General features: G+C 33.6%; 27 protein-coding genes and 1 pseudogene. 6 read left to right on the forward strand and 22 right to left on the reverse strand.

Features of this window, described 5'->3' with window-relative positions; genetic code table 11:
• Positions 1-633 (reverse strand): MBL fold metallo-hydrolase, encoded by a 633-nt coding sequence (locus tag BFA01S_RS01855; RefSeq protein ID WP_066225128.1) that lies wholly within the window; start codon positions 631-633, stop codon positions 1-3.
• 336 nt (positions 634-969) lie between these two features.
• Here BFA01S_RS01855 and BFA01S_RS21670 point away from each other — a divergent pair, with 336 nt between their 5' ends.
• Positions 970-1,143 carry a DUF2759 domain-containing protein gene (locus tag BFA01S_RS21670; protein WP_082799821.1) on the forward strand — a complete coding sequence of 58 codons (174 nt, stop codon included), beginning with the start codon at positions 970-972 and terminating at the stop codon, positions 1,141-1,143.
• A 37-nt stretch (positions 1,144-1,180) separates the two neighbouring features.
• Here the strand turns inward: BFA01S_RS21670 and BFA01S_RS01860 are convergent, their stop codons facing one another.
• The 10 genes from BFA01S_RS01860 to rpmG form a co-directional block, all read right to left on the reverse strand.
• A complete protein-coding gene (locus BFA01S_RS01860) occupies positions 1,181-1,498 on the reverse strand; it encodes an MTH1187 family thiamine-binding protein (RefSeq protein WP_066225130.1) in 318 nt (105 codons plus the stop codon).
• An 18-nt stretch (positions 1,499-1,516) separates the two neighbouring features.
• Positions 1,517-2,632, reverse strand: a complete 1,116-nt coding sequence (locus BFA01S_RS01865; RefSeq protein WP_328014454.1) for a YqgU-like beta propeller domain-containing protein — start codon at positions 2,630-2,632, stop codon at positions 1,517-1,519.
• A 74-nt stretch (positions 2,633-2,706) separates the two neighbouring features.
• Positions 2,707-3,837 carry a M14 family metallopeptidase gene (locus BFA01S_RS01870; protein WP_066225133.1) on the reverse strand — a complete coding sequence of 377 codons (1,131 nt, stop codon included), beginning with the start codon at positions 3,835-3,837 and terminating at the stop codon, positions 2,707-2,709.
• 103 nt (positions 3,838-3,940) lie between these two features.
• Positions 3,941-5,857 carry an LTA synthase family protein gene (locus tag BFA01S_RS01875; protein ID WP_066225135.1) on the reverse strand — a complete coding sequence of 639 codons (1,917 nt, stop codon included), beginning with the start codon at positions 5,855-5,857 and terminating at the stop codon, positions 3,941-3,943.
• Positions 5,858-6,174: 317 nt separating this feature from the next.
• Complete coding sequence (locus BFA01S_RS01880) at positions 6,175-7,125, reverse strand: ROK family glucokinase (protein WP_066225137.1); 951 nt, start codon at positions 7,123-7,125, stop codon at positions 6,175-6,177.
• A gap of 29 nt (positions 7,126-7,154) precedes the next feature.
• On the reverse strand, positions 7,155-7,364 hold the full coding sequence (locus BFA01S_RS01885; RefSeq protein WP_066225139.1) for a YqgQ family protein: 210 nt from the start codon (positions 7,362-7,364) through the stop codon (positions 7,155-7,157).
• A 295-nt stretch (positions 7,365-7,659) separates the two neighbouring features.
• Positions 7,660-7,836: a hypothetical protein gene (locus BFA01S_RS22715; RefSeq protein WP_169800422.1), complete on the reverse strand. Its 177-nt coding sequence runs from the start codon at positions 7,834-7,836 to the stop codon at positions 7,660-7,662.
• Positions 7,837-7,918: 82 nt separating this feature from the next.
• Entirely contained in the window at positions 7,919-8,692 is a 774-nt protein-coding gene (locus BFA01S_RS01890; protein ID WP_082799815.1) for a DUF92 domain-containing protein, read from the reverse strand.
• Positions 8,685-9,251 carry a 5-formyltetrahydrofolate cyclo-ligase gene (locus BFA01S_RS01895; protein WP_066225145.1) on the reverse strand — a complete coding sequence of 189 codons (567 nt, stop codon included), beginning with the start codon at positions 9,249-9,251 and terminating at the stop codon, positions 8,685-8,687. The genes BFA01S_RS01890 and BFA01S_RS01895 overlap by 8 nt, the downstream gene beginning before the upstream one ends.
• A gap of 66 nt (positions 9,252-9,317) precedes the next feature.
• A complete protein-coding gene (gene rpmG, locus BFA01S_RS01900) occupies positions 9,318-9,467 on the reverse strand; it encodes a 50S ribosomal protein L33 (RefSeq protein WP_028394888.1) in 150 nt (49 codons plus the stop codon).
• 483 nt (positions 9,468-9,950) lie between these two features.
• On the opposite strand from rpmG, the gene BFA01S_RS01905 reads away from it, so the two are divergent.
• Both BFA01S_RS01905 and BFA01S_RS01910 read left to right on the forward strand, forming a co-directional pair.
• Entirely contained in the window at positions 9,951-10,301 is a 351-nt protein-coding gene (locus tag BFA01S_RS01905) for a hypothetical protein (RefSeq protein ID WP_066225147.1), read from the forward strand.
• Positions 10,298-10,798, forward strand: a complete 501-nt coding sequence (locus BFA01S_RS01910) for a hypothetical protein (protein ID WP_066225149.1) — start codon at positions 10,298-10,300, stop codon at positions 10,796-10,798. The genes BFA01S_RS01905 and BFA01S_RS01910 overlap by 4 nt, the downstream gene beginning before the upstream one ends.
• Before the next feature lie 72 nt (positions 10,799-10,870).
• Here BFA01S_RS01910 and phoU read toward each other — a convergent pair whose 3' ends face one another.
• The 9 genes and pseudogenes from phoU to BFA01S_RS01955 all read right to left on the reverse strand — a co-directional run.
• Positions 10,871-11,530, reverse strand: a complete 660-nt coding sequence (phoU, locus tag BFA01S_RS01915; protein WP_066225150.1) for a phosphate signaling complex protein PhoU — start codon at positions 11,528-11,530, stop codon at positions 10,871-10,873.
• 159 nt (positions 11,531-11,689) lie between these two features.
• Positions 11,690-12,544 (reverse strand): phosphate ABC transporter ATP-binding protein PstB, encoded by an 855-nt coding sequence (gene pstB, locus BFA01S_RS01920; RefSeq protein ID WP_156483507.1) that lies wholly within the window; start codon positions 12,542-12,544, stop codon positions 11,690-11,692.
• Positions 12,545-12,556: 12 nt separating this feature from the next.
• Positions 12,557-13,435, reverse strand: coding sequence for a phosphate ABC transporter permease PstA (gene pstA / locus BFA01S_RS01925; protein ID WP_066225156.1), 879 nt, complete (start codon positions 13,433-13,435; stop codon positions 12,557-12,559).
• 1 nt (position 13,436) lies between these two features.
• Complete coding sequence (gene pstC, locus BFA01S_RS01930; protein WP_066225158.1) at positions 13,437-14,378, reverse strand: phosphate ABC transporter permease subunit PstC; 942 nt, start codon at positions 14,376-14,378, stop codon at positions 13,437-13,439.
• A gap of 76 nt (positions 14,379-14,454) precedes the next feature.
• Entirely contained in the window at positions 14,455-15,447 is a 993-nt protein-coding gene (locus tag BFA01S_RS01935) for a PstS family phosphate ABC transporter substrate-binding protein (RefSeq protein WP_066225160.1), read from the reverse strand.
• A gap of 188 nt (positions 15,448-15,635) precedes the next feature.
• Positions 15,636-16,922 carry an MFS transporter gene (locus BFA01S_RS01940; protein ID WP_066225162.1) on the reverse strand — a complete coding sequence of 429 codons (1,287 nt, stop codon included), beginning with the start codon at positions 16,920-16,922 and terminating at the stop codon, positions 15,636-15,638.
• A gap of 123 nt (positions 16,923-17,045) precedes the next feature.
• On the reverse strand, positions 17,046-17,654 hold the full coding sequence (gene sodA / locus BFA01S_RS01945; RefSeq protein WP_066225164.1) for a superoxide dismutase SodA: 609 nt from the start codon (positions 17,652-17,654) through the stop codon (positions 17,046-17,048).
• A 228-nt stretch (positions 17,655-17,882) separates the two neighbouring features.
• The gene (locus tag BFA01S_RS01950; protein WP_066225166.1) at positions 17,883-18,365 is read right to left on the reverse strand and encodes a DUF456 domain-containing protein; all 483 of its coding nucleotides are present in this window, start codon (positions 18,363-18,365) and stop codon (positions 17,883-17,885) included.
• A gap of 166 nt (positions 18,366-18,531) precedes the next feature.
• Positions 18,532-19,203 (reverse strand): annotated as a pseudogene (locus tag BFA01S_RS01955) (Na/Pi cotransporter family protein); the annotation flags it as partial.
• Between the two features lie 102 nt (positions 19,204-19,305).
• On the opposite strand from BFA01S_RS01955, the gene BFA01S_RS01960 reads away from it, so the two are divergent.
• Positions 19,306-20,073: a DUF1189 domain-containing protein gene (locus BFA01S_RS01960; RefSeq protein WP_066225171.1), complete on the forward strand. Its 768-nt coding sequence runs from the start codon at positions 19,306-19,308 to the stop codon at positions 20,071-20,073.
• 98 nt (positions 20,074-20,171) lie between these two features.
• Here BFA01S_RS01960 and BFA01S_RS01965 read toward each other — a convergent pair whose 3' ends face one another.
• Positions 20,172-21,908: a methyl-accepting chemotaxis protein gene (locus BFA01S_RS01965; protein ID WP_066225173.1), complete on the reverse strand. Its 1,737-nt coding sequence runs from the start codon at positions 21,906-21,908 to the stop codon at positions 20,172-20,174.
• A gap of 249 nt (positions 21,909-22,157) precedes the next feature.
• Here BFA01S_RS01965 and BFA01S_RS01970 point away from each other — a divergent pair, with 249 nt between their 5' ends.
• Together BFA01S_RS01970 and ispG are read left to right on the forward strand one after the other, a co-directional pair.
• Positions 22,158-22,490: a hypothetical protein gene (locus BFA01S_RS01970; RefSeq protein ID WP_066225174.1), complete on the forward strand. Its 333-nt coding sequence runs from the start codon at positions 22,158-22,160 to the stop codon at positions 22,488-22,490.
• Positions 22,491-22,714: 224 nt separating this feature from the next.
• Positions 22,715-23,803, forward strand: coding sequence for a flavodoxin-dependent (E)-4-hydroxy-3-methylbut-2-enyl-diphosphate synthase (gene ispG, locus BFA01S_RS01975; RefSeq protein WP_174521575.1), 1,089 nt, complete (start codon positions 22,715-22,717; stop codon positions 23,801-23,803).
• 183 nt (positions 23,804-23,986) lie between these two features.
• On the opposite strand, the gene BFA01S_RS01980 is transcribed toward ispG, so the two are convergent.
• Positions 23,987-24,343, reverse strand: a complete 357-nt coding sequence (locus tag BFA01S_RS01980; RefSeq protein WP_066225308.1) for a DUF4190 domain-containing protein — start codon at positions 24,341-24,343, stop codon at positions 23,987-23,989.
• Positions 24,344-24,460 lie beyond the last annotated feature (117 nt).

Below are 24,460 nucleotides of genomic sequence, written 5' to 3' on the forward strand. Positions count from 1 at the left end.
TTAAAATCCGTTTAAAAAAGGATTACTGTCCATCTCCTGACCAATGGTAGTTTCTAGTCCATGACCAGATAAAACAATTGTCTCCTCAGGCAAATTCAGCAGTTTTTCATGGATACTTTTTATTAATTGAGCGTGATCTCCTCCTGGAAGATCTGTTCTGCCGATACTGCCTTCAAACAAAGCATCCCCTGAGAAAACAACCCCAGCCTCTTCAAAATAATAAGAAACACTGCCAGGGGAATGTCCCGGTGTTTCAAAAATTTCAAAATGAAATGAGCCGATTTCAAGCTTTCCTTCCCCTCTAATAATTTCATCTGCTTCACTGCTTTGAATAATATGTGCTAAAAATAATTGTGAACCGTTTGAAGAAGGATCTTGTAACCAATGCTGTTCATTTTTGTGAATGTATACTGGAATCCCCCATTCTTTCCTTACATCTTCAACCGCACCAATATGATCAAAATGTGCATGTGTTAGAAAAATCGCTAAAGGCTTTAGCTTTCTCGCCTTTAATAAATTATTCAGCTTAGGAGCTTCCCCGCCTGGATCGAAGATAAGTGCTTCTTTCTCACTATTTGATAATACATAACAATTTGTCTGAAGAGGACCTAAAGGCAGTCGTTCCCACTTCATAAAATCACCCCTGTTGTTTTAGTTTTCCCTCTATTCTACACTACTAAAGGCGCTTAGTGAATGAGTTAACTTCTCATTTTAGGAAATACTACAATTAAAATAAAGTGAAACTTCCATCAGTGGGGATTTTTCTCATCCTTCACTGATCGTTAGTTAAGGCTGGGATAAATAGATTTCACCTTGTACTGAAAGTTATGGTAGACAATTGTCATTTGCGGCAATTTGACCTCGACAAACTTATTGAAAACGTTTAAAATATGAGAAGGACTGGATTTTATCCTCATATTTTCCATTCAATTCAACGATTTACATATTGTAAGGGGGGTTAGCTTAATGATCGGTTTAGTTATTATTTTTCTACTTGTAGCGTTATTAGCAATTTTTGGATTAGTACGTTCAATTAAAGATAAAAACCTTTTAGGAGCTTTCTTCGCATTTGGAAGTTTAGCTGTATTCGGTTGGTTTGCAATAATGACAATTATTTATAACGGATTCCCAGTCGCACATTAAAACAAAATAAAAACCTTGGCTAAGATAGCCAAGGTTTTTATTTTTTCTCCATCTGTTTCTTTACACTCTCAAGTTTACGTTCCATTGACGATGTACGGTCACGGCGATCATCAATTCGAATATTCGTTGCAACACGTTTTATCCCTTTATTAAAAGGAGCTTCATGGATAGCCTGGATTACTTCAAATAAAACAGAAAGCTCTCCTTCGATAATTGTGTTCATTGGTGTTAATTGATACTTTATCTTCTCTTCTTCTTCATACCTTTTTAAAATATGCTGAATATCAGCAACATACTCACTAACACTTGGATCAGCTGTGCCAATTGGAATAACTGTTACATCGACTATTGCCATATATTTTGCCACCTTTCCTTATTCGCTTAATTCAATAAGCTCTTTCACTTCCCTTTTTTGCAAATCAATTATCTTCTCATATCTTGGACCGTATAAAAGATAGCGGCCATTCGGAGAAAGTTTAATAGGGAAATTTTCTATATTATTTAATATTATTGTCTCATCACCAGTTTGTAAATCAATCTTACTCAGTTTAAATACATTTTCACTTTCTTTACTAATAAATGTATAAAAAGCATTAGTACTATCATTTAATGCAAAATAAGGGACAAGCCATTCCGAATAAAGAGATGCTAATTTTGTTTCAAAAGATATTATTTTTTCCTTCGTTTTCAAATCATTAAAAACGTATAGCCCCCCTCCCTGTTCATCTATTAGCTTAACTGTTAACATTATTTGATTGAATGTACTATTTGCAATAGTATTTTCTGCAAATAATGTTTCTTTTTTATTTTCCAGATCATAAATAAAAAGCGGCGCCGATAAAGTGGGTTCATCTTCGTTCCATTTTATGTATGCCAGTTCTTTGTTATTTAACCATTGAACGAACGGAGCCTGAACCGGATTTTGAACAGCTGTCCCATCCTCTATATGAAAAAGATATGTCTGGAATGTCCAGTCCTCATTAAAAGCTGCCACATATAATTGCTCGTTATTCGATTTATTCCAAGCATACTGCAGGTCATGCGATTCTATTCTTTTCTCAAATTTCTTATTGCCCTCTCCATCTAAAATAATTAATTCCGCTTCATAATTTGATGGGCTAGTATGAATAAGAAATAAATTATGTTTATCATTTGCTTCAATCTTTACAATTGGATCTTCCGTTTCATAAAACTTTTCTTTTTCCTTAGTTAATAAATTATATGTATATATCGTTGATTTAGATGCATCATTCATAATTAGAAAAATTGTTTGATCGTCCTTCCATTCTGAAACAGAATGAAATTGTGTTTCCTTAAACTTTAATGGCAGTTCACTGTTTTCTTCAAAAAAGGAAGCGGTTTGCTCATTGCTATGAAGCTCCCGCTCATCTGAAGTTTCCTTGTTTTCTTTAAGCTGATGAGATGATTCACATCCAGCAAAGCAAAAAAAACATAAAAAAACAGTGAAAAAATATGTTCCTATTCTCACCAACCTAACATCACCTCGGGAAACTTTATTACTCATCTATATATACGTTTTAAAAAGGGATTTGTTTCACTATTTTACATATAAAGTGAAGAAAGAAAGATTTTTTTACTTTTCTCATAAATCTCATCAAATTGAGCAAGCGGTAATGGATTAACACCTACACCAAGCTCAACAGTATAGCCTGGTCTGCCCCATTCATTTACATACCAATCGCGGAAACCTGCATGACTATCAATAGTACGGACAGGTTTATACCGGCTCACTCTTTCAAATTCATTTACAATTACTTCTGCTTCCTTTGGCTCTCTATTTAGGTACCCCCAGTAAATTTCTTCACCTTGAGTATGAAATGCAAGCAAACGGTCGAAATTCTTCCTCCTTACTAAATTAGCCATTGTAATCGCTTCCTTCTCCGATAGCGGTTCATCACCAGGATAATCACGGGGAGCAGGCTCCTTTGGTATTTTTCTTTCTTTTTCAATCTCCCAATTTGCAGGATATTGGTTATTTAAATCGACACCTTTAATATTAGCTTTCCAATTTGAAAAATCATCCGATCCCTTATTAATTTCGGCAACAGACTGTCTATAACTTTCAGCTGCCTCTAATCCATGCAAAACAAGATCCACACCGTCCGGGTTAACCATTGGCACATAAGAAACTTGTGTATTCCTATATAATTCTAACGCATTATAACCTTCCATTTCACTATTTTTAACAATTTTCATTAAATATTCATCTAACCACTTCATCATAATGGCTGATGTGATCCATTCATTCGCATGGAATGAGCCATTCATATGAACTTTTTTACTCCCTTGGCCAATCGTAAGTTCAATAATAGGCTTGCCAAGCTCACTATAACCAATAATCTCCTTCTTAATAAATGGATAATATTCAATAATTTTCTCAATATCCTCATAACAACATTTTGAGTCATAATTCTTCTTTGTATTTAAAATTGTATCATATACAGCTGATTTCCTCATTTTATTAGGACAATCAAAATGATCAACAATAGTAAACTTTTCTGGATTATTTATTCTATTATAAAAATGATATGGAATTTGTATAACTGTGTTAGCCTGTATTTTTTCTGTTGAACTAAAGGGAAGTTGATTACTATCATGAAGCAATGCAATCGGAATATTTAAAATAGCCGACAGCTCCACTAATGTGAAATCTTCTTTTATTTTAATTTTCATTACATACACCTCTCCTCTTCATCCATATGCTATGAAGAGATTAGGCGAATGTTGATAAAAGCCTGTAAAAAAAGCTTTGACCCAAATTGAGTCAAAGCTTTCTCTACTGTTTATTCACATCTTTAGTTGGAACGATTTCTTCTTCAGTCGGCTTCTTATCATTATCTTTTTCATAGAAGCGGAGAAGATCACCGTAAATAATTTCATCAGAATAATTCAATTCCTGTTTTGATTTTTCCATATACGGTTCACAGGCACCATTAGTGGCTATTTCTCCAGTCGCTTTTTCATAACATTCTCCACGTGTATAAATATAGTCTTCTGTTATGAAACTTCCATCACGTAAAACAGTAAATGGCAGTCTATCTTTTGCAAATAAATCTGTGCCGAAATGGATTTGATCTTTCGTTTCAATACCTAAAAGATGCATAATTGTCGGTTGAATATCAATTTGTCCACCTACTTGAGAAAAAGTTTGTGGATTTTTATCTGTAACACCCGGGATATGAACAATTAATGGAACCCTTTGTAACTGAATCGTATCAAATGGTGTAATTTCTTCTTTGTTTAAAAATTTCGCCATTGCGACATTATGATTCTCTGAAATTCCATAATGATCTCCATACATAACAATGATTGAATTTTCATAAACCCCTGAGCCCTTTAACTTCTCAATAAAGGCTTTAAGTGCTTCATCCATATAACGTACAGTTGGGAAATAACGATTTAATGTTTTACTATTTGAATCAAATTCCTCAATAAATTTATCTTCTTCCCCGATTTCAAATGGGAAGTGATTCGTTAAAGTAATCAATCTTGTATAAAAAGGCTGCGGCAATTGTGCCAAATGATCAACCGATTGTTCAAAAAACTCTTTATCTTTCAAACCCCACCCGATGGAGTTCTCATCTGTTACATCATAATCATTTACCTCAAAGAAGCGGTCATAGCCAAGGGAATGGTACATAAGATCCCTATTCCAGAAACTTTTATTATTCGAATGTAAGACCGCTGAATAATACCCTTTTTCCTTTAAAATTTCAGGAGAAGCAACATATTCATTATTACTATTCGTAAAAAATACAGCACCTCTGCCTAAAGGATATAAAGAATTATCAACAATGAACTCAGAATCAGATGTTTTTCCCTGGCCTGTCTGATGATAAAAGTTATCGAAATAATAACTGTTTTTAATAAACTCATTTAAGAATGGTGTGATCTCTTGTCCATTCATCGTTTCGTTAATGACAAAACTTTGAAGTGACTCCATTGAAACTAAAATAACGTTCCGATCTTTTGCTGCTCCGAACAGATCCTGATTTGGTTCTTTTCGATTCGCATTCACATAGTTTTGAATCTCAGTCAAGCTATTGCTGTCTGCCAATGCTCTTTGTGCAGATGTTTTCGATTGTAATAAACCATCATAAATATGGAAATTATACACACTAATATTTTTCACGAGCATTTCTCTATCAAATGAACGTGTAAGCAATTGTGGTCTTTCCGCTTCAGCTAAGCCTAAATTAAAAAAGAATACGGCCGCCACCAATAAATAATAAGCTGATTTCTCTTTTCTCGTCATCCTTGCTTCTGTTCGGAAAGCCGGTTTTCTTAGTAAGAAAAAGAGAATAACGATATCAACGAACATTAAAATATCAGTAGGAAGGAACAGAGTGCTAATACTGCTTCCTAAATCACCCATATTACTCGTTTGAAATAAAACTGGTATTGTTAAGAAATCATTAAAAAATCGATAAAAAACCATGTTAGCAAGCAAGATTCCTGTAACTAAAATACTTGCCCCAAACACATATCGATTTCTATTCTTCTCTTTCATAAATAACCCTATTCCAAAAATCAATAATAAGAAACTTAACGGGTTAATGAATAAAATAAATTCTTGAGTAAAATTCTCTATTTTAATGTCAAAGCTAGTTTTATAGACTATGTAGGTCTTAATCCATAAAAAAACGGTTGCAATTAATAAGTATGAAATTTTTGAAAAAGATTTCTTACGCACTATTAAACCTCCTCATCCGGTGGATCTCTCGCGTTTTTCTCTACTCATTTCCATTTATTAGGCTTGTTTTGTGACAACTAAAACATATCTTAATACTTCTTTTACAAAAAATCAATCTTTTTTAATAATCACTCAACAATGGCATGCTAGAATTAATCTTTAAGACATTTTATTTTTTTCTCTAAGTTATTAGACGTTTTACTATAAATTAAGTTTCATTTTAAATAAAGAAATATCTATTCCCAATTTTCAAAAAAGTAGAAAAGAAGCTATTTTAATAACAGCTTCCCTTATATCCTAATACAATAAATAATAAATTAATCTAAATCACTTATCTTCGCAATTAAAGCAGCTCCGATTACTCCTGCATCATTCTCTAAACTTGCTAATAATATTTCGCACTGCTCCGCTACCCTAGGAAAAGCATATTCGACAAAATTCTCTTCCACTTTCTTACGAAGAATTTCGCCAGCTTTTGAAACACCTCCGCCAATAATGATTCGGCCCGGATTTAAGCTATTCGCAGTATTTGCTAACGCTATCCCTAAATGGAATGTAATATAATTAACAATATTTACGGCAAAAGGATCGTCCTTCTCTGCTGCATTAAATACATCTTCTGCGGTGATTTCTCCTTTTATACTATTAAGAATGGTCGGTTCTGTAGTATCTTTTATTCCTTCATTAGCCATTCTTGCAATTCCAGTCGCCGATGCAATTGTTTCTAAACAGCCGGTTTTTCCGCAATTACAATGGATTCCTCCTACTGGAATAGAAGTATAATGACCAATTTCTCCTGCGGCACCATTAATCCCATGAATAAGATTGCCATCTGCAATAATACCGCCGCCGATACCAGTACCAATTGTAATACAAATAACGTCTTTCGCTCCGTTCCCTGCTCCCTTCCACACTTCACCGAGCGCAGCCAAGTTCGCATCGTTGTCAATTACAGCTGGCAAACCAGTCTTTCTCTCAAGCTCATCTTTCAACGGATAATCTTTCCATCCTAAATTTACTGCCTCGTATACGACACCATTCGTCAAATTTACCGGTCCAGGTGCTCCCATTCCAATTGCTGCTAATTTTGCTTCTGGCTGCCGCAACTCATACAGCTTTTCCTTAATAGAGTTAGCAATATCTGTCGTAATTTCTGTTTTATTCGTTGGAATTTCCCATTTCGTTATCATATTGCCATCACGATCAATAAATGCCATTTTAATTGCTGTTCCACCTAAATCAACACCAACAAACCACTTCTTATCCATTCGATCACCTTCTTCAATGAAAGTTAAAATTAAAGGAAGCTCTTCTTATCTCTTTGCACACTCGCTTCTCGCCTTAATAAAAGGAGTGCCATTTGATATTCCTTAGGAGCAATTAACTTCATTTCATATAATTGTCTTATTTCCTCCTCCATTAAATCAATATCTGCTCCACGATCACCTGTATAGATAATCGTTCCAAATCGTTTTAATAATTGTTGAACATCATACATCGTTTGCAAAAATATCACCTATCTAATTTACTTATTCATTCTGTTTTTAAATTCCCTATATTTTTATTTATACACTTATATAATTATAAATACATATGTACAAAGCAAATTATTATGTTGAATAAGTTTCCTCATAAGCTATCAAAATAATCATCCTTCATTCATCGATACATACTAATCCTTTTTCACCATTATAGCAATTTTCTCCATCCTAAAGTAATGCACACATAAAAAAACTGACAAATATGTATTATTCTCCGTTAAACTGAATAATACTCTATTGTCAGTAAAAATTACTCTTCTATTATTGAAAAGCACGATGAACAAATCGATCTCGCAAAAACGGCATTCTCATTGCGAAATGAATGAAAGAACGTCTAATTTCTGGCTGCCCTAACACTAAGTTAACAATTTTATAACGGAAGCTGTAAATCGCGACTGAGCAAATAGCTAAAATAATATACCGCCATAAATTTTGCATAGCTTACATCCCTCCCATACTTATAATTTGTAGGAGGAGCTGTTTTTATCCCTAATATTATTATTGAAAATATATAAGATTTTCATGAAATAGCTAAAATCCCTATTGTTGCTAAAATAATTGACAGCAAATTAACGAAGTCATTATTTAGAAAGGAATAGCGGCTTATTTTCTTTCCTGTATTACCGCAGTGCACTTTCCTTTCTGTTATTTTACTGCATGATGTGCATTCATATTTATTTTGAAAAGAATTCCCTAAAATCGTATCAATAATATTACCGAGAAAACCGAATAATAAGATAAAAATCATTTCATGAAAGCTAATCGGTAATAAAAGCCAAGCAGAAACAGCAATAATGGCAGCTCCTCCTAATGCAGCAAAGGTTCCAAGCAGGCTTACCGCACCAGAGGTTCCTTTTTCTACACGCTTCAACGTTAGTAGCATAAAAGGCTTTGACTTGCTTAACACGCCTATCTCAGAGGCCCATGTATCGGAATTCGCTGCAGCAATAGATGTGCCAAAAGCAAGAATATAGACTGGATCTTTTGTTAATACAAATAAAAGACTTGTTAAAGAGGGAACACCTGCATTCGCTAGCACTTGAAGCCAATCTCTTCTATCACCTTTTGCTACTATTTCATTTAAGCTAACTTTTTCCTCCTTCTTATATTTGCTGAAAAAGCTCGAGCTTACAAAAAACACAGCTAATAATATTAAACCTTTAACAGAAAAGCCAATATAAATAATAGAACCAACAATGAATGCCGCAACTGCTCCAGACAAACTTAAAGTTCTCCATCTCCAGCCCAGCAAGGAAGCCAGAAAAAGAAGAAGAAGAGCTAAAATATCAAACACGACAATGAATCACCTCTTTTTCGGTAATAATCATTTCAACAGGAATATCATGCTTCTCAAAAGGAACCTCTTCATATACTTGTAAAGAAAAAGCTAAAGCAAGAATAGTACCATTATACTCTTCTAAATAACGATCATAAAATCCTCCGCCATATCCAATTCTGTATCCATGACGATCAAACAAAACTCCAGGTACAATCATTAAATCAATTTCCCTCTTATCCGCTTTATTCGTCACTAATAATTTAGGTTCCTGTAAATTAAGATAAACAGTTTCCAAATCATCATATGAATGAATCTCTCTAAAATGCATCTGCTTAGATGATGGTTCACATTTCGGTACAACAACTCTCTTATTCTCCATCCATGCACGTTCAATTAATTTCTTCGTGTCCACCTCTCTTCCTTTAGAAATTGTTACTCCAATCGTTTTAGCATCTTCCCATGCCGGTAATGCAAATATTTTATAATGAATAGCATTTGAATATTTTATATATATATCATTGTCTAATAATGAAAGTTCTTTCAGCATCTTTTCTCGCATATTATTTTTATTCATTCTTAGGCACCACCATATGTAATTTAATTATAGAATGAAAAAAAACAGTAGGAAATTCCCTACTGTTTACTTTGTTTCGCGGTGAACCGTTGCTTTTTTGTCTCTTGAGCAGTATTTTTTAAGCTCAAGACGGTCTGGATTATTACGTTTATTCTTTTTAGAAATATAGTTACGTTCGCCACATTCAGTACAAGCTAAAGTAATATTTACGCGCATATTTATTCCCTCCAAACATTAAAAACATTAAAAACAAATCAGACCTTAATATAATATCATTTTTTATTAGAAAATTCCATAGCAAAAATATTTAGTTGTAAAACTGTGATAATTTTATTTATGAACTATGATTAAATCTTCCAAAATATGTGCTGTAAAACTTCGTATAGTACCTGACTTTCAATTAAAACTCATCATTTTAACAATTTGAAATAAAAATCAACTTAGTTTTCAATAAATTAATTTTTAAAAGTAGAAACTTTATTTAAATAAATTACGACTAATCTTTCGAAATATGTCGATTAATCTTTATCCTACCCCTATAAATCCGAATAAAACGACGAATTTTTTTAGTAAAAAAGAAAAAAGGCAGATAAGGAAAAAACAGCATGAAAAAACGAGATTTTTCCGAAAAGTCCTTTAGTATCCTGTCTTTGTATGTTATAAAGATAATGATGAAATAAATAATAGAAGGTGATTAAAATGATGGTTGTCATTGTAATTCTATTTATAATTAGCATTGCGCTAATAGGAATATCTTTCTTCCAGCGTGATAATGTAAAAGAAATCGAACAAGAGTTGGATCATTTACAATTATCAGCGATGCAAGAAATCTACAAATTAAAAAAGAAAATGCGGGTATTGGAAGAAGAATTACTGCAAAACGACGATTTCACAGATGAAAATGATACTGATGTATCTGAAACAAGTATAAACCGAATCATAACAAAGTATAAGCAAGGTATGTCAGTTGAGGCTATCGCTTTATCCGAAAATCTTACAGTTAAACAAATACGTTCAATCGTTAAACAGAATGAGAGGGTTTTGACATGAGTAAGGTAGGGTTCCAAGCTTTTGCAGCCGGTATGATTGTGGCAACATCTGTAATGGGAGCTTCTTATTTTTTAGAAAACAATCAAAAATCTGCAGAGCAATCTGTTCAAAAAGAGGTAACCGATGCACAAGTGAAAAATTACTTATCTAAAAAAGGACAGCTTGCTATTTCAAATGAAGAATACGATGATTTAAAAAATCAAAAAGAAAAATTACTTATAGAGCAAAAAAATAATCAAGTAAACAAAACAGAACAAAATAAAGAGCAGCCTAAAGAACAAGAGAAAAAGAAATATACATTAATGATTAGGAAAGGCATGTCAACAAGTGATGTTTCCAATCTTCTTCAGGCAAATGGCATTATTGCCTCCTCAAAAGATTTCAACCAATTCTTAATAAAAGGAAACTATCATACAAAAGTTCAACTAGGTGATTTCGAAGTTGTCCAGGGAATGAATTTCCAACAAATAACAGCCGTTATAACAAAAAATAAATAAACATACATAAAGAGCCAAGGAAATTTAAACTCCCTGGCTCTTTGCTTATCTATTTAGGAATAATACTATCTATTAAACATTTAAACCATAACGTTTTCCCTTTACTAAATATAAGACACTTTCAGAGACATTTGTTATATGATCTCCAGCTCTTTCGATATAACGGCAAACAAATAAGAATTGATTTATTTGGTTAAAATTCTCTTGTTCATCAGCCATCAATTTTAGTAATTCACGAATTACCTGTCCATACAGCTCATCCACTTCATCATCCATATCTGCCGCTTCTTTTGCTAATACTACATCTTCTTCATTATAAGCTTGGATAACTAGTGAGAGCATTCTTAAAACGATTTCATGCATTCTTTTAATAGTATGAACCGGCTGAATGAGAGGTTCCTTGCCAATTCTTATCGTAGCCTTTGCAATGTTCACAGCAAAATCTGCTATTCTTTCTATATCTGTAGCAATTTTAATAGCAACGATGATTCTTCTTAAATCAATTGCAACCGGCTGCTGTTTAGCAATTAACAGAATAGCTAAATCATTAATCTCTTCCTCTAAATTATCAATTCTCGTATCTTCTTCGATAATATACAATGCTTCTTCAATATTTTGCTTTTCTAACGCATTAATTGCCTTACTTAAAGCAATCTCAGTTAAACTGCTTATCTCAATTAATTTCTGTCTTAAAAGATTGAGTTCATTCTCAAAATTTTCTCTTACAACCATTCTCTATTATCCCCCTTTGAAAACCTTCTCTATATTTTATCAAATAATCGTCGTGATACTAGATGTTACAAATTTACTGTGCCACATTTCCGAAGATACTAAAGAAAACTTGGCAGTATACTGTTTGACATGCCAAGCTTTCTTCTAAAACAATCAACCTTATCCAAAACGACCGGTAATATAATCCTCTGTTCGTTTGTCAGCTGGATTAGAGAACAAGCGGTCTGTATCTGAATATTCTACAACTTCTCCACTTAAAAAGAATGCTGTACGATCAGAAATACGTGCAGCTTGCTGCATATTATGAGTAACTATAACAATACTATAGTTCTCTTTCAACTCCTGAATTAGTTCTTCAATCTTTAGAGTTGAGATTGGATCTAATGCGGATGTAGGTTCATCCATTAAAATAACATCCGGTTCAATAGCTAAACATCTTGCAATACATAATCTTTGCTGCTGTCCACCTGATAATCCATAGGCATTTTCTTTTAAGCGATCTTTAACTTCATCCCAAATAGCTGCTCCACGTAAACTTTTCTCCACAACTTCATCGAGAATTTTACGATCACGTATGCCATGAATTCTTGGGCCATAAGCAATATTTTCATAAATTGATTTTGGAAATGGATTTGGTTTTTGAAAGACCATTCCTACTTGTGTTCTCAGCTCTTCCACACCATAAGATTTTTCAAAAATATTTCTTCCGCGATATAAAATCTGGCCTGATGTACGAACAACTGGAATTAACTCAACCATACGATTAAGTGTTTTAATATAGGTTGATTTACCACATCCTGAAGGTCCAATAATTGCTGTCACTTCATTTTCATACACATCTAAATTTATATTTTTTAATGCCTGATCCTTACCATACCATAAATTTAAATTATCAGTTTTATAAACAATGTTTTTATCTATCACTGTTGTTTCATTAATATTGGAAGATTTGCTTTCTTTTTCTCTATTAATATTAATAATTGTAGAACTTTCCATTAGAAAATCCCCTTTCATCCTTATAAAAGATTAATAACGTTTTTGAAACTTATTTCGAATAAATACAGCTGTTGCATTCATTACAATTAAGAAGATGAACAGGACAATGATCCCCGCTGCAGCAACATACTGGAATTCAAGCTGCGGTCTTGATGCCCAGTTGTAAATTTGAATAGGCATAATTGTAAATGTACTCATTACGTTTTCTGGTAAATAGTTAACAAATGCAAATGCTCCAACTACAAGAAGTGGGGCAGTTTCACCAATTGCTCTAGAAAAGGCAAGAATGCTTCCAGTTAAAATTCCTGGAATTGCTGCTGGCAAAACAACTCTTAAAATCGTCTGCCATTTCGTTGCTCCCATACCGTACGATGCCTCACGCATATCTTTAGGCACAGAGCGAATTGCCTCTTGGGATGCAACAACGATCACAGGTAAAATTAGCAATGCCATTGTTAAACCACCCGCTAAGATACTTCTGCCTAAATCAAAAAATCGGACGAATACAGTTAAACCAAGTAAACCGAATACGATAGATGGAACTCCAGCTAAGTTCGCAATATTTGTTTGGATAAAGGTAGTTAGTTTTCCTTTTTTTGCATATTCTTCTAAATAGATTGCTGTACCGACAGCTAAAATTAAAGAGATTGGAATCGTAACTCCCATAATCCATAGAGAACCGATTAAAGCAGCCTTAATTCCTGAACTTCCTGGTCTGCGCGACGCAAAGTTTTGGAAGAAATCTGCTGTTAAATAACTAAATCCTTGAGTGAATATCCGATATAATAATATTCCTAAAACAATGAGGGCTATTGAAGTTGCAATCAAGAATAAACCTTTAAAAATCTGGTTTTTTATTAAACGGCTCCCCATGTTTTTTGCTACTTGTTCCTGATTAATTAATTTCATTTTAATATTCCTCCCTAAAACGGCGGGAAATAAACTGTGCTAAAACATTCATCGCAAGAGTGAAGACAAATAACGTCATTCCAACTGCATAAATACTGTAATAAACTGTAGTTCCATATCCAGCATCACCTGAGCTGACTTGTACAATATAAGCAGTCATCGTTTGAATTGATTCAGTTGGATCAAATGTTAGTTTTGGAGTTGCTCCACCTGCTAATGTAACGATCATTGTTTCACCGATTACCCGGGAAATCCCTAATACAAATGATGCAACAATACCTGATATTGCAGCAGGCAATACAACCTTTAATGATACTTCCAGCTTTGTTGCACCTAATGCCAACGCTCCTTGACGCATAGAACTTGGAACCGAGCTCATCGCATCCTCTGACAAGGAAGCAATCATAGGTACAATCATAATACCTACAACAATACCCGGACTTAGCGCGTTAAATATACCTAAATCAGGAATGATCTTCTGTAAAATCGGTGTAACGAATGTTAATGCAAAGAAACCATATACAATCGTAGGTATTCCTGCTAAAACTTCTAATATCGGTTTAATTATTCTTCTAGTTCGATCTGAAGCATATTCACTCAAGAAAATAGCTGAGGCTAAGCCTATCGGGACCGCAACAATAACAGCAATAACTGTTACTAATAATGTTCCTGAAATTAAAGCCATAATCCCGTATGAAGCATTTCCCTCAAAAAATGGGTACCATTCTTTTTGTGTAAAGAAATCAAGTATTGATACACGAGTAAAGAATGTAATTGTTTCAAAAATAAGTGTTAACACAATACCAATTGTTGTTAAAATTGAAATGAAAGCTAATACAAATAATAATGACGGTACGGCTTTTTCTACAATCTGAGCGGCGCTTTTCTTTGATTTTTTCTCTTTTATAAGCTCACGCACATTGTAACTGCTTGGTAGTGCCATTTGAATAACCCCTTTCCAAATGAATAGATAGATGAGAAGCAATCACTTCCCGCTTCTCATCTATCTTGTTGTATGATTATTTTAAGCCTTCTAAAGTTTCAAGTTGTTTTTTGTATTCTTCTTCTGGAAGACTTACATAACCAACTTCAGGAGCTAATGTTCCAGCATTTTCTAGATAGAATTTCACATACTCATACACTTGTGCTTTATCTTTAATTGAAGCGTTATTTACATAAATGAATAATGGACGTGATAACGGATTGTATTCACCATTTTCAATCGTGTCACTGTTAGGCTCTACAGCTTGGCCAGCCTCATTTACAACAGGAACAGCTTTTAAAGTTTCTTTATTTTCTAAATAGTAAGAGTATCCAAAGAAACCAATTGCATTTTTGTCGCCTGTAACACCTTTAACAAGTACGTTATCATCTTCAGATAGAGTTGCGTTTTTAACAACTTGCTGCTCATCTAATACTACTTCGTCAAAGTAATCATAAGTTCCAGAATCTGTCCCTGGAGAGAAGAATTTCACTTCTTCAGCAGGCCAGTCAGGATTGATATCTGACCATTTTTTAGCTTTTCCATCTTCAACCCACAGTTTCTTTAGATCATCTGTAGATAATTTATCAACAAAATCGTTATCTTTATTAACTACGACAGTGATTCCGTCGAATGCAACTTTAAATTCTGTATATTCAATTCCCTTTTCTTTAGCAAGAGCTATTTCTTCGTCTTTAATTGGGCGTGATGCTTGAGAGATATCAGTTTCACCAGCTGTGAAACGTTTGAATCCGCCACCTGTACCAGAAATTCCAATTGGTGCTTTTACACCGCTATGTTCAGTAGAGAATTCTTCTGAAACTGCTTCACCGATTGGTCCAACAGTAGAAGAACCGTCAACACCTACTTCACCTTCTACTACTGCTTCACTATCTTTTGTATTTTCAGTTTGTTTAGAGTCCCCGCCTGTTTGTCCTGTAGTACCTGTCTCATCATTTCCACAAGCTGCTGCAAATGCAAGCAATGCAGAAAGCATAATAGACATTGCTAAAAATTTAAAGCTTTTCATTTTTCTTCCCCCTAAATAAATTCTCTTATAATGTCTGTCTTACAAATAAAATAATAACGGGCTAGTATTAACTAGGTTTTAATAAATTGTAAAGGTTTTGTAAATTCAAAAGAGATTTTGTCGTATTATGCTCTTTTTTGGGAACAATACTAATTTGACATAAAAAAAGACTGACAAACTTGTCAGTCTTATCCCTCACTATCAGCTAGCTTGGCCTTTGTCATCTGCTCCTGTTCTCCTTCATCTATATGTTCATGATCACTTTGCAAATTAATTTTTCTTATATATAAGTAAATTACCGCATGCCCTATACCTACAGTAGATAATAATATCGGCATACTTACCTTTTCATTAAAAAAGCTCACAGCGATAATAAAACATACAATAGAGAAAAATCGTCCTACATTTAAAAAAAGTTCCCGAACAACAATATATTCTATCCTCGCTTGTGCAGCATTCCAGGATCGTCCAATAACATCATATGTTAGAGAAGAATATGGGACTAATAAAATTGGATAACCGATACCGATCAATACAGCATAAGTTAATAATTTTACATATGTTAGATCAAAGAAAAGTAAAAATGTCGATATATATAGCAATACTCCTCCAAACAGTACTGCTTTTTTCCTCATATCTTTCTTAATTAATCTCGTTGCTAAATAATAACTTACGAACGCAACAGACGAGTTGACTAAACTAAATGTACCTAATGCAAGCTCACTATTTGTTGTAATGAATACATAAACACTAATGACGAATGCAAATGTACCTTCTCTAACACCCTGAAAGAAATGCGCAGTTGTAATAAAAGACCAGTTTCGATTATTCTTTCTTTCTTTCACAATTCTTCTAAATAAATACTGTCCCTCAGCCTTTCTGCGCTTCAAGAAGAAACTAACAACAACTGCGGCGAAGAAAAGGATAAGTGAAATTGTAAAAATAACTGTATATCCAGTGAAATTCTTTAACCTGGAAATAACAAAGCCAGCAATAATAGGACCAATCATTCCGGCTATAGATGTTAGAATTCCTAAAAATCCATTAAAAAAATCTCTCGTCTCCGGCTCAGTTATTTCAAATGTAAGTACATTAAATGCAAGCCAGTAAAAGCCATAACCAATTCCAAGTGTTCCGCCAATGACCGGTAAAAACTTCGCTGCCGAATCGCCGATCATTAATACTGTTAAAAAGAATACTGCTAAAAAAATTACCCCTAGTCTAAACACAATAACGCGGTCTATTTTTTTAGCCATTCTTCCAGCTAATATAAATGTAATTGGCTGTGTAATAACAATTGATAAGTTATACACGCCTAAATCAAAAAAATTACCGCCTGACTGTTTCCATAAATACACATTAACAAATGTATTGGAAAGCGCAATGCTTAATGCATACATCCCACCAATCACTAATAAAAGAACTAAATCTCTATTTACTTCAACATCACCGATCAACCTTTGTAATTTAGACATAAAATAACTCCCCTTCAACTTCTAATCTATAGTGTGCGTAATCGAAAAGGGAGATATGTAATGAATTTTAATTAAGTTAAAGAATAAAAAAAGAGCCGGCTTAAAGCCGGCTCTTGTGTTTTATTATTTTGCAGCGCTGTAAAGCTTTGCAACTTCATCCCAATTAACTACATTAAAGAATGCTGAAATATAGTCAGGACGACGGTTTTGATAATTTAAGTAGTATGCATGCTCCCAAACATCTAATCCAAGAATAGGAGTTTTACCTTCCATTAAAGGAGAATCTTGGTTTGGAGTACTTGTTACTTCTAACTCACCGTTATTTACTACTAACCAAGCCCAACCAGAACCGAATCGAGTTGCACCTGCTTTAGCAAATTCTTCTTTAAATTTATCAAGGCTGCCAAACTTGCTGTTAATTGCGTCTGCAAGCTCACCAGTCGGCTCTCCGCCGCCATTTGGAGAAAGAAGCGTCCAGAAAAGGCTGTGGTTAGCATGTCCGCCACCATTGTTGCGAACAGCAGTACGGATTGACTCAGGTACAGCATTTAAATCAGAAATTAATTCTTCAACTGATTTACTTGCAAGCTCTAGGTGACCTTCAAGTGCTGCATTTACATTTGTAATATAAGTATTGTGATGCTTTGTGTGGTGAATATTCATTGTTTCTTTGTCGATATGTGGTTCTAAAGCGTCATATGCATAAGGTAATTGTGGTAATTCATAAGCCATGTGTATATTCCTCCTAAATTTTTGTATGTAACTTTTTAAACTTATAAGTATAGTATAAGTTTACATATCCAGATTATCAAAATTATTTATTTCTTTCAATGAAAAAGCTTGAGAACAATCTACAGAATATCCAAAACTTCGACTATATATACATATCGTCATTTTATTAATTGCTATTATTCATTATTTATTAACAATGGATGCCAGTTTATTATGGGTATGTTCCCTCTATAAAACAGTAAATAAAAAGTATCCGATCATCATCAGCTGGATAATTGCTTTTGCAAATACTCCTGAAATAAAACCAATTAATGAACCAGCACCAATTTTTATTGATGTTTTTATATCTTTTTGATGAACAATGAGTTCAGCTAATATTGCACCAAGGAAAGGACCTACTAAAATCCCTACTACCGGGATAACGAAAGGACCTACTAAAAGTCCAATTGTACTTCCCCAAATCGCTGCTTTGCTACCGCCGAATTTCTTTATCCCAATAAGATTTGCCACATAGTCTGCTGCAAATAAAACCGCGACAAAAAGCCCCTCAATAATCCAGAATAAATAGTTAAATGATTTAAAATCAAAAAATAAACCGTATAATAGAAAGCCTCCTACTATAAAAACCACACTTGGAATAATGGGATAAACGAGTCCTACGAAGCTGATAATAAACATTATTATAACAATCACCCAATACAGTATTTCCATCTTTCCCTCCTCAGAGCTTTATCTTTTTTATAAAAATCACCGTTCGGTCTCATAGCAAAAAAACAAACATATGTAAGCAAATTAAATATGAGTGGAAGAAAATATTCCTCCACTCATAAAATCTTACTTCACTATAACATTATTTCCATTTTTCAAAAAGAATATTTTAATTTCTATATCCTAAAACTGCTTCAGCAATATTTACACAATGATCACCGATTCGTTCCAGATTACTAATAATCTCTACAAAAACAATCCCTGCCTATCCAGTGCACTCAGCCTCATGTATACGCAGGATATGCTTTTTCCTTAATGTTCTTTCAAGCTTATCAATTTGTCTTTCTGTTTTTAGCACTTTTGTAGCTAAAGCTGTATCTTTATCATCCAGTGCAGCAATGGCATCAGTTAATGCTGCAATTGTTATATCGAACATTTCCTTTAAATCATCCATAGTAGATTCTGTTAATTTCACCTTATTTGCTATTTGATAATCAACGAGTTCTATTAAGTTTTCACAGTGATCACCAATTCTTTCAATATCTCTCACAGTATCAATTAGCATGCTATGTTCTTCTGATTCAAAAATTGACATTTCACTTCTTGTAATTAATACTAGGTAATCGGTTATCTTTCTGTCTAAATTATTAATGGCATCTTCCACTTGCATTGCAGTGTCAGCATGCTTACATATTCCGATTTTCACATATTCATTTGATCCTTCTAAACAAACTTTTGCAAACTTACCCATCCTCAGGATTTCTTCTTTTGCCTGTCCTAAAGCGATAGAGGAAGATTGCTCAATGAAAATAGGATCCAGATGCTTTGGTTTATATTCTATATTTTTATGTAATACTTAGCGAAAATCTGCTAAATTATTGTCTTCTTAACAATTGAAAGATAAAATTAACAATGGACAAGTTGAAAGGAAGTGCCTCTACGGATGAATATATTTAAACAATTAGTCAAAAGTATCTACTCACCAAAAACAATTGCAATGTTTCGTCTTCAAGGAATCGGTAAAACCATTTTATACGTTTTTCTCCTTTCTTTGATCGCAACATTGCCTATGGCTTTTTACTTTGGTAATAGTCTAGCTAGCGGATTAAAGGAATTTGATAAAACATTACAAAATGAATTACCAAACTTCTCGATAGAGAATGGAACCCTCATTTCAGAAGATGGAAAAGCAATCGAAATCCGCAAAGAGAATTTTATTATCATTTTTGACCCGTCTGATACATATTCAGATAATGAATTAAATAATAAAGAAAATGCCCTTGCTTTTCTAAAAAATAAATTTGTTATCGTCTCAAACGGAATGTCACAGCCATTTGAATACAAAGTACTTAATCAAGACCTAACTAAACAAGAGCTTATAGAAATCACTAAGCAATTTGATAGTTTAGTTCCACTCATGGTAGCTATACTATTTATCATTATGTACCTAGTTAATTCATTCACTAAATTTATTGATATTACTGTATTAGCATTATTTGGTATAATTTTCAAAAACGCTTTTAATCGAAAGTTAAATTTCAAGCAGATCTGGATTGTTTCTGCCTACTCCATTACAATGGCGACTATTTTCTTTACATTCATGGATGCATTCCAAGCAGTTGTACCATTTGCATTTACTATTAATTGGTTTGTTCATTTAATTATCTTACATTTAGTAATAAAAGAAATTCCGCCAATTGAAAATCGATAAAAGAATATAAGAGATTTTCTTACAAATCATAAGCTCTTCCTATAAAAAATAGTAGCACAAACCTTTACAAAGGTCTGTGCTACTATTTTTATTATACTTTATGTAATTTTGAATTGTTTCGTACTACCTGCTAATTCTGTTGATAAATCTGTTAATTTTAGACCCATCTCATGCGTACGCGTAATTTGTTCTATTTGACTATCCGATATTTCCTGCATTTGTTCAGCACTTGCTAATGTTTCCTGTGACACAGAAACAAAATGCTCAGCGGAAAGTTCTATTTCCGGTAATTTATTTTCTAAGTGCTGTAAGTTCTCTCTCATATTTGAAAGTTTACCATTCACATTTTCAATTTCTATCATTAAATCATCAAAAGACTCCCTTGAATCATTCGCCACCCTTAAATGAGATTTAATATTAACGAGCATAGATTTAAATTCCTCGGACGCTTTTTCTGAAATACTTTCCATTTGTCGAATTGATTCGTTAATATCCTCTGTAGCCTTCGAAGATTGATCTGCTAATTTTTTCACTTCTTTTGCCACAATAGCAAAACCTTTACCAGCTTCTCCTGCACGTGCCGCTTCAATCGTTGCATTTAAAGCTAAAAGTTTTGTCTGTTCAGCAATTGACTGAATAATTCCTACAACCTTCGTTATCGTTATAGAATTATCTTTGACTCCAATGATCGTATTTGTCATTTCCTCAAATTCTTTTTCAAATTTATCCATCGTGTCAATCATTTCCGCAATCCGGCTATTACCTTTATTAGCTGATACATTCATATCAGAAGCACTGCTGAACAAATACTTCATATTGCTTAAAACGAGTTGTATATCATTTTTCATTTGCTGAAAGGTAACAACATTTTCATCCGAGCTTGTCGCTGTTTGTTCCGCACCGCATTTTACAACCTTAATTGATTCCATTAATTGATTATTTTGCAAGAGCACATCTTCAGATGCCACTTTTAATTGTTCTCCTGTCGTAAATAAATCTGCTGTTGTTAAATTAATATTTTTTATCATTTTTATCATTTGTTCCATCATTTGATGATAGCTATTAATTAAAGAAACGATTTCCGGAACAGATGTATTGATCGGAATATTCTCTGATAGATTTCCATTATTAACACGAAGCATAGTTGAACTTAAAATAGATAACGGCTTTACTAAACTTCTAACTAGCATAATAAGTGCAAGCGAAGCTATAAGTGCACTTACAATAACGATCAAGCCAGTAAAGTCTGCGAGTTCATTTATAGAGGCCATATATTTCTCTGTCGGTACAACGATTAAATATGTCCCTTTTAATTCTTGAATATCTTGATATGCAATCGTATATGCTGTCCCATCCATTTTGACATGAATGAGATTTCCATTATGTTTTTTTATTTTATTAATTACCTCTTTCTCGATTTTAAGCTTCGTATTTTTACTGATCTTTAGAGGAGCTGCTTTTTCATTTTGAATAAGAAAAAAGTCTGCTGCTAAGCCATCATTTAAAAGTTGAGATGCTTGCTTAGGAAGTACAACCTTTTCTATCCTTTTATTTAATCCAGTCTCATCCCCCACATATGCAAAGGCTAAATTCGCTACAATTTCGTATGTAATATTCACTTCTCGTTTGAGCCTGTTTTCAATCGTGCTCATCGTGGTTTCTTTTGCCTTTGAGTAAGAAGTAAAGCCAACTACGCTTATGGATGTAATAAGTAATGGTAATACTAAAATTAACAGTCTTGCTTTCAAGCCTATTTTATTTAAAATACCTACTTTAGCATTAATTTCATCTATCCTCTTCTTCATAACAGCTATAAATTTAAGTACTTTCCTCATATTGACACCCTTTCACATAGTACTAAATGCAGTATGACAGGGAAATATTAAGTTACTGTAAAGAGTATGTTAAACTTTCTCAAATTTTGTCGAATTACGAATTATTTTTATGATCAATGACTAATCAGATTCGAAATTTAAAATATGAAATAAAAGTCCTCCATTTATATAGAAATTTCATTGCATTTCAGGAATTTATCCTAGTGGACAAGCATATGCTTGAATGAGATTTTTTTAGGGGGTCTAAAAGTGAAAAAGTTATTTACTGTCCTAATTGCTTTATTTCTTATTTATATTATTTATTATGATTTTACTGTCGGAACTCTTCCCTCAGCAGCGACATTGAACCATTCTACACCTGTAAAACAAGAGAAAAAGAAATATTTTGAATTACAAATAAAACAGGGTGATACAGTATTATCAATTATGGAAATGAAGTATAAATCTTCCCTCCCAGTATCAATTGAAAAAATTGTAGAGGATTTTGAACAATTAAATCCGAATCAAAAAGTAGAAGCAATCAAAGTTGGAAAAACATATAAATTCCCTATTTATTCTACCGATGATAAGTCTCCCTCCTAATGATTTTGAAAAACAGCAATAGACAAATGATTATTCACTAAACAGCTATCAATGGAAGGGTAAATAATACTATTCTGGAATTTTAAGTTTATAAAAAGCAATTTCGATATTAATTCCTTGTCAATCATTAAGACGTCCTATACAATAAATGTTGGAACATACTAAAAAAAGCATTCTTATTATATTTGAGTTCTTTTTTAAGGAGAGATTTACACGTGAGTGAAATCATACATCGTACTAAAACCCGTCCAGTAAAGGTCGGAAACTTAACTATCGGTGGGAGCAATGAGCTCTTCATCCAAAGTATGACGACGACTAAAACACATGATGTGGAAGCAACAGTTGCTGAAATACACCGCTTGGAAGAAGCGGGCTGTCAAATTGTCAGAGTCGCTTGTCCAGATGAGCGGGCTGCCAATGCAATTGCTGAAATAAAGAAAAGAATTAATATTCCATTAGTTGTTGATATCCATTTCGATTATAAACTGGCATTAAAAGCAATCGAAGGTGGAGCAGATAAAATTAGAATTAACCCAGGTAATATCGGGCGTAAAGAAAAAGTGGAAGCTGTCGTTAAAGCAGCTAAAGAACGTGGTATTCCTATCCGAATCGGTGTAAATGCAGGTTCTTTGGAGAAAAGAATACTTGAAAAATATGGATATCCAACCGCTGACGGAATGGTCGAAAGTGCGTTACATCATATAAAAATTCTAGAAGATTTAGATTTTTACGACATTATCGTTTCTATGAAGGCATCGGACGTAAATTTAGCAATCGAGGCATATGAAAAAGCCGCGAGGGCTTTTGACTATCCTCTGCATTTAGGAATAACTGAATCAGGAACATTATTTGCTGGAACAGTAAAAAGTGCTGCCGGTTTAGGTGTTATTTTAAACAAGGGCATTGGAAATACACTTCGAATTTCTTTAAGTGCTGACCCAGTCGAAGAAGTAAAAGTTGCCCGTGAGCTTCTTAAATCATTTGGTCTTGCTTCAAATGCGGCTACATTAATTTCATGTCCGACTTGTGGGCGAATTGAGATTGATTTAATCAGTATTGCCAATGAAGTCGAGGAATATATTTCAACTATTAAAGCACCAATTAAAGTTGCGGTTCTAGGCTGCGCTGTAAATGGTCCCGGAGAAGCTCGTGAAGCTGATATTGGTATAGCGGGAGCACGAGGAGAAGGTTTACTTTTCCGAAAAGGAGAAATTGTAAGAAAAGTACCAGAAGAAACAATGGTTGAAGAATTGAAAAAAGAAATCGATAAAATCGCTGAGGAATATTTTGCTAAACAAGCTTTAGAAAAATAAACTCTTCATATGCATTGTAAAGAAATATTTAAAAGGAAGTCATTTTCTGATGAAACAGATAAATGGCTTCCTTATTTTTATACTAGGATGCTCTAATACGGGCACAATTAAAAAAGATGATCCCTGTTCCAGACAGAGATCACCTTTTTCAATTTCTTTAAATAAGTTTTCCTATTTACATGCTTAGAAAAACGGCATAACAAATAATCTTAAAATGATTGATGCAGCCCCTAAGCCGATAGCCCACATACCTAATCCTTCTGCTCCTCTTCTTCTTGCAATAAATCCGACAATAATGCCGACTGCCCCAAGAAATACCGGGAATACGAATAGGGAGATGATTGATAGTGCTAAAGCAAAAAATCCCAATCCTCTTCCAGTTCCTGCTTCCGTATTATCAGCTATGTCAGTTCGGTCATAATCTCTGTTTAAGTTAACTGGAGCGGCGACTTCGGCAGCTGTTTCCTCGTTATAATTATCTGTATCAATTGGTTCGACACCCTTATAATTAGGGTTATTTAGGTTATCATAACGATTCATACTATCATGATAGTTGTTTCTTTCATCTGCCACTTAAAATCCCTCGCTTTCTAATTTAAAGGAGCAGTTATAGTATAGGATATAATTCATATTACTATGACTGTTAAAGTTTTCTGT

Origin of the sequence: Metabacillus fastidiosus NBRC 101226 (genome assembly GCF_001591625.1) — a bacterium.
GTDB classification, from domain to species: Bacteria; Bacillota; Bacilli; order Bacillales; family Bacillaceae; genus Metabacillus; species Metabacillus fastidiosus.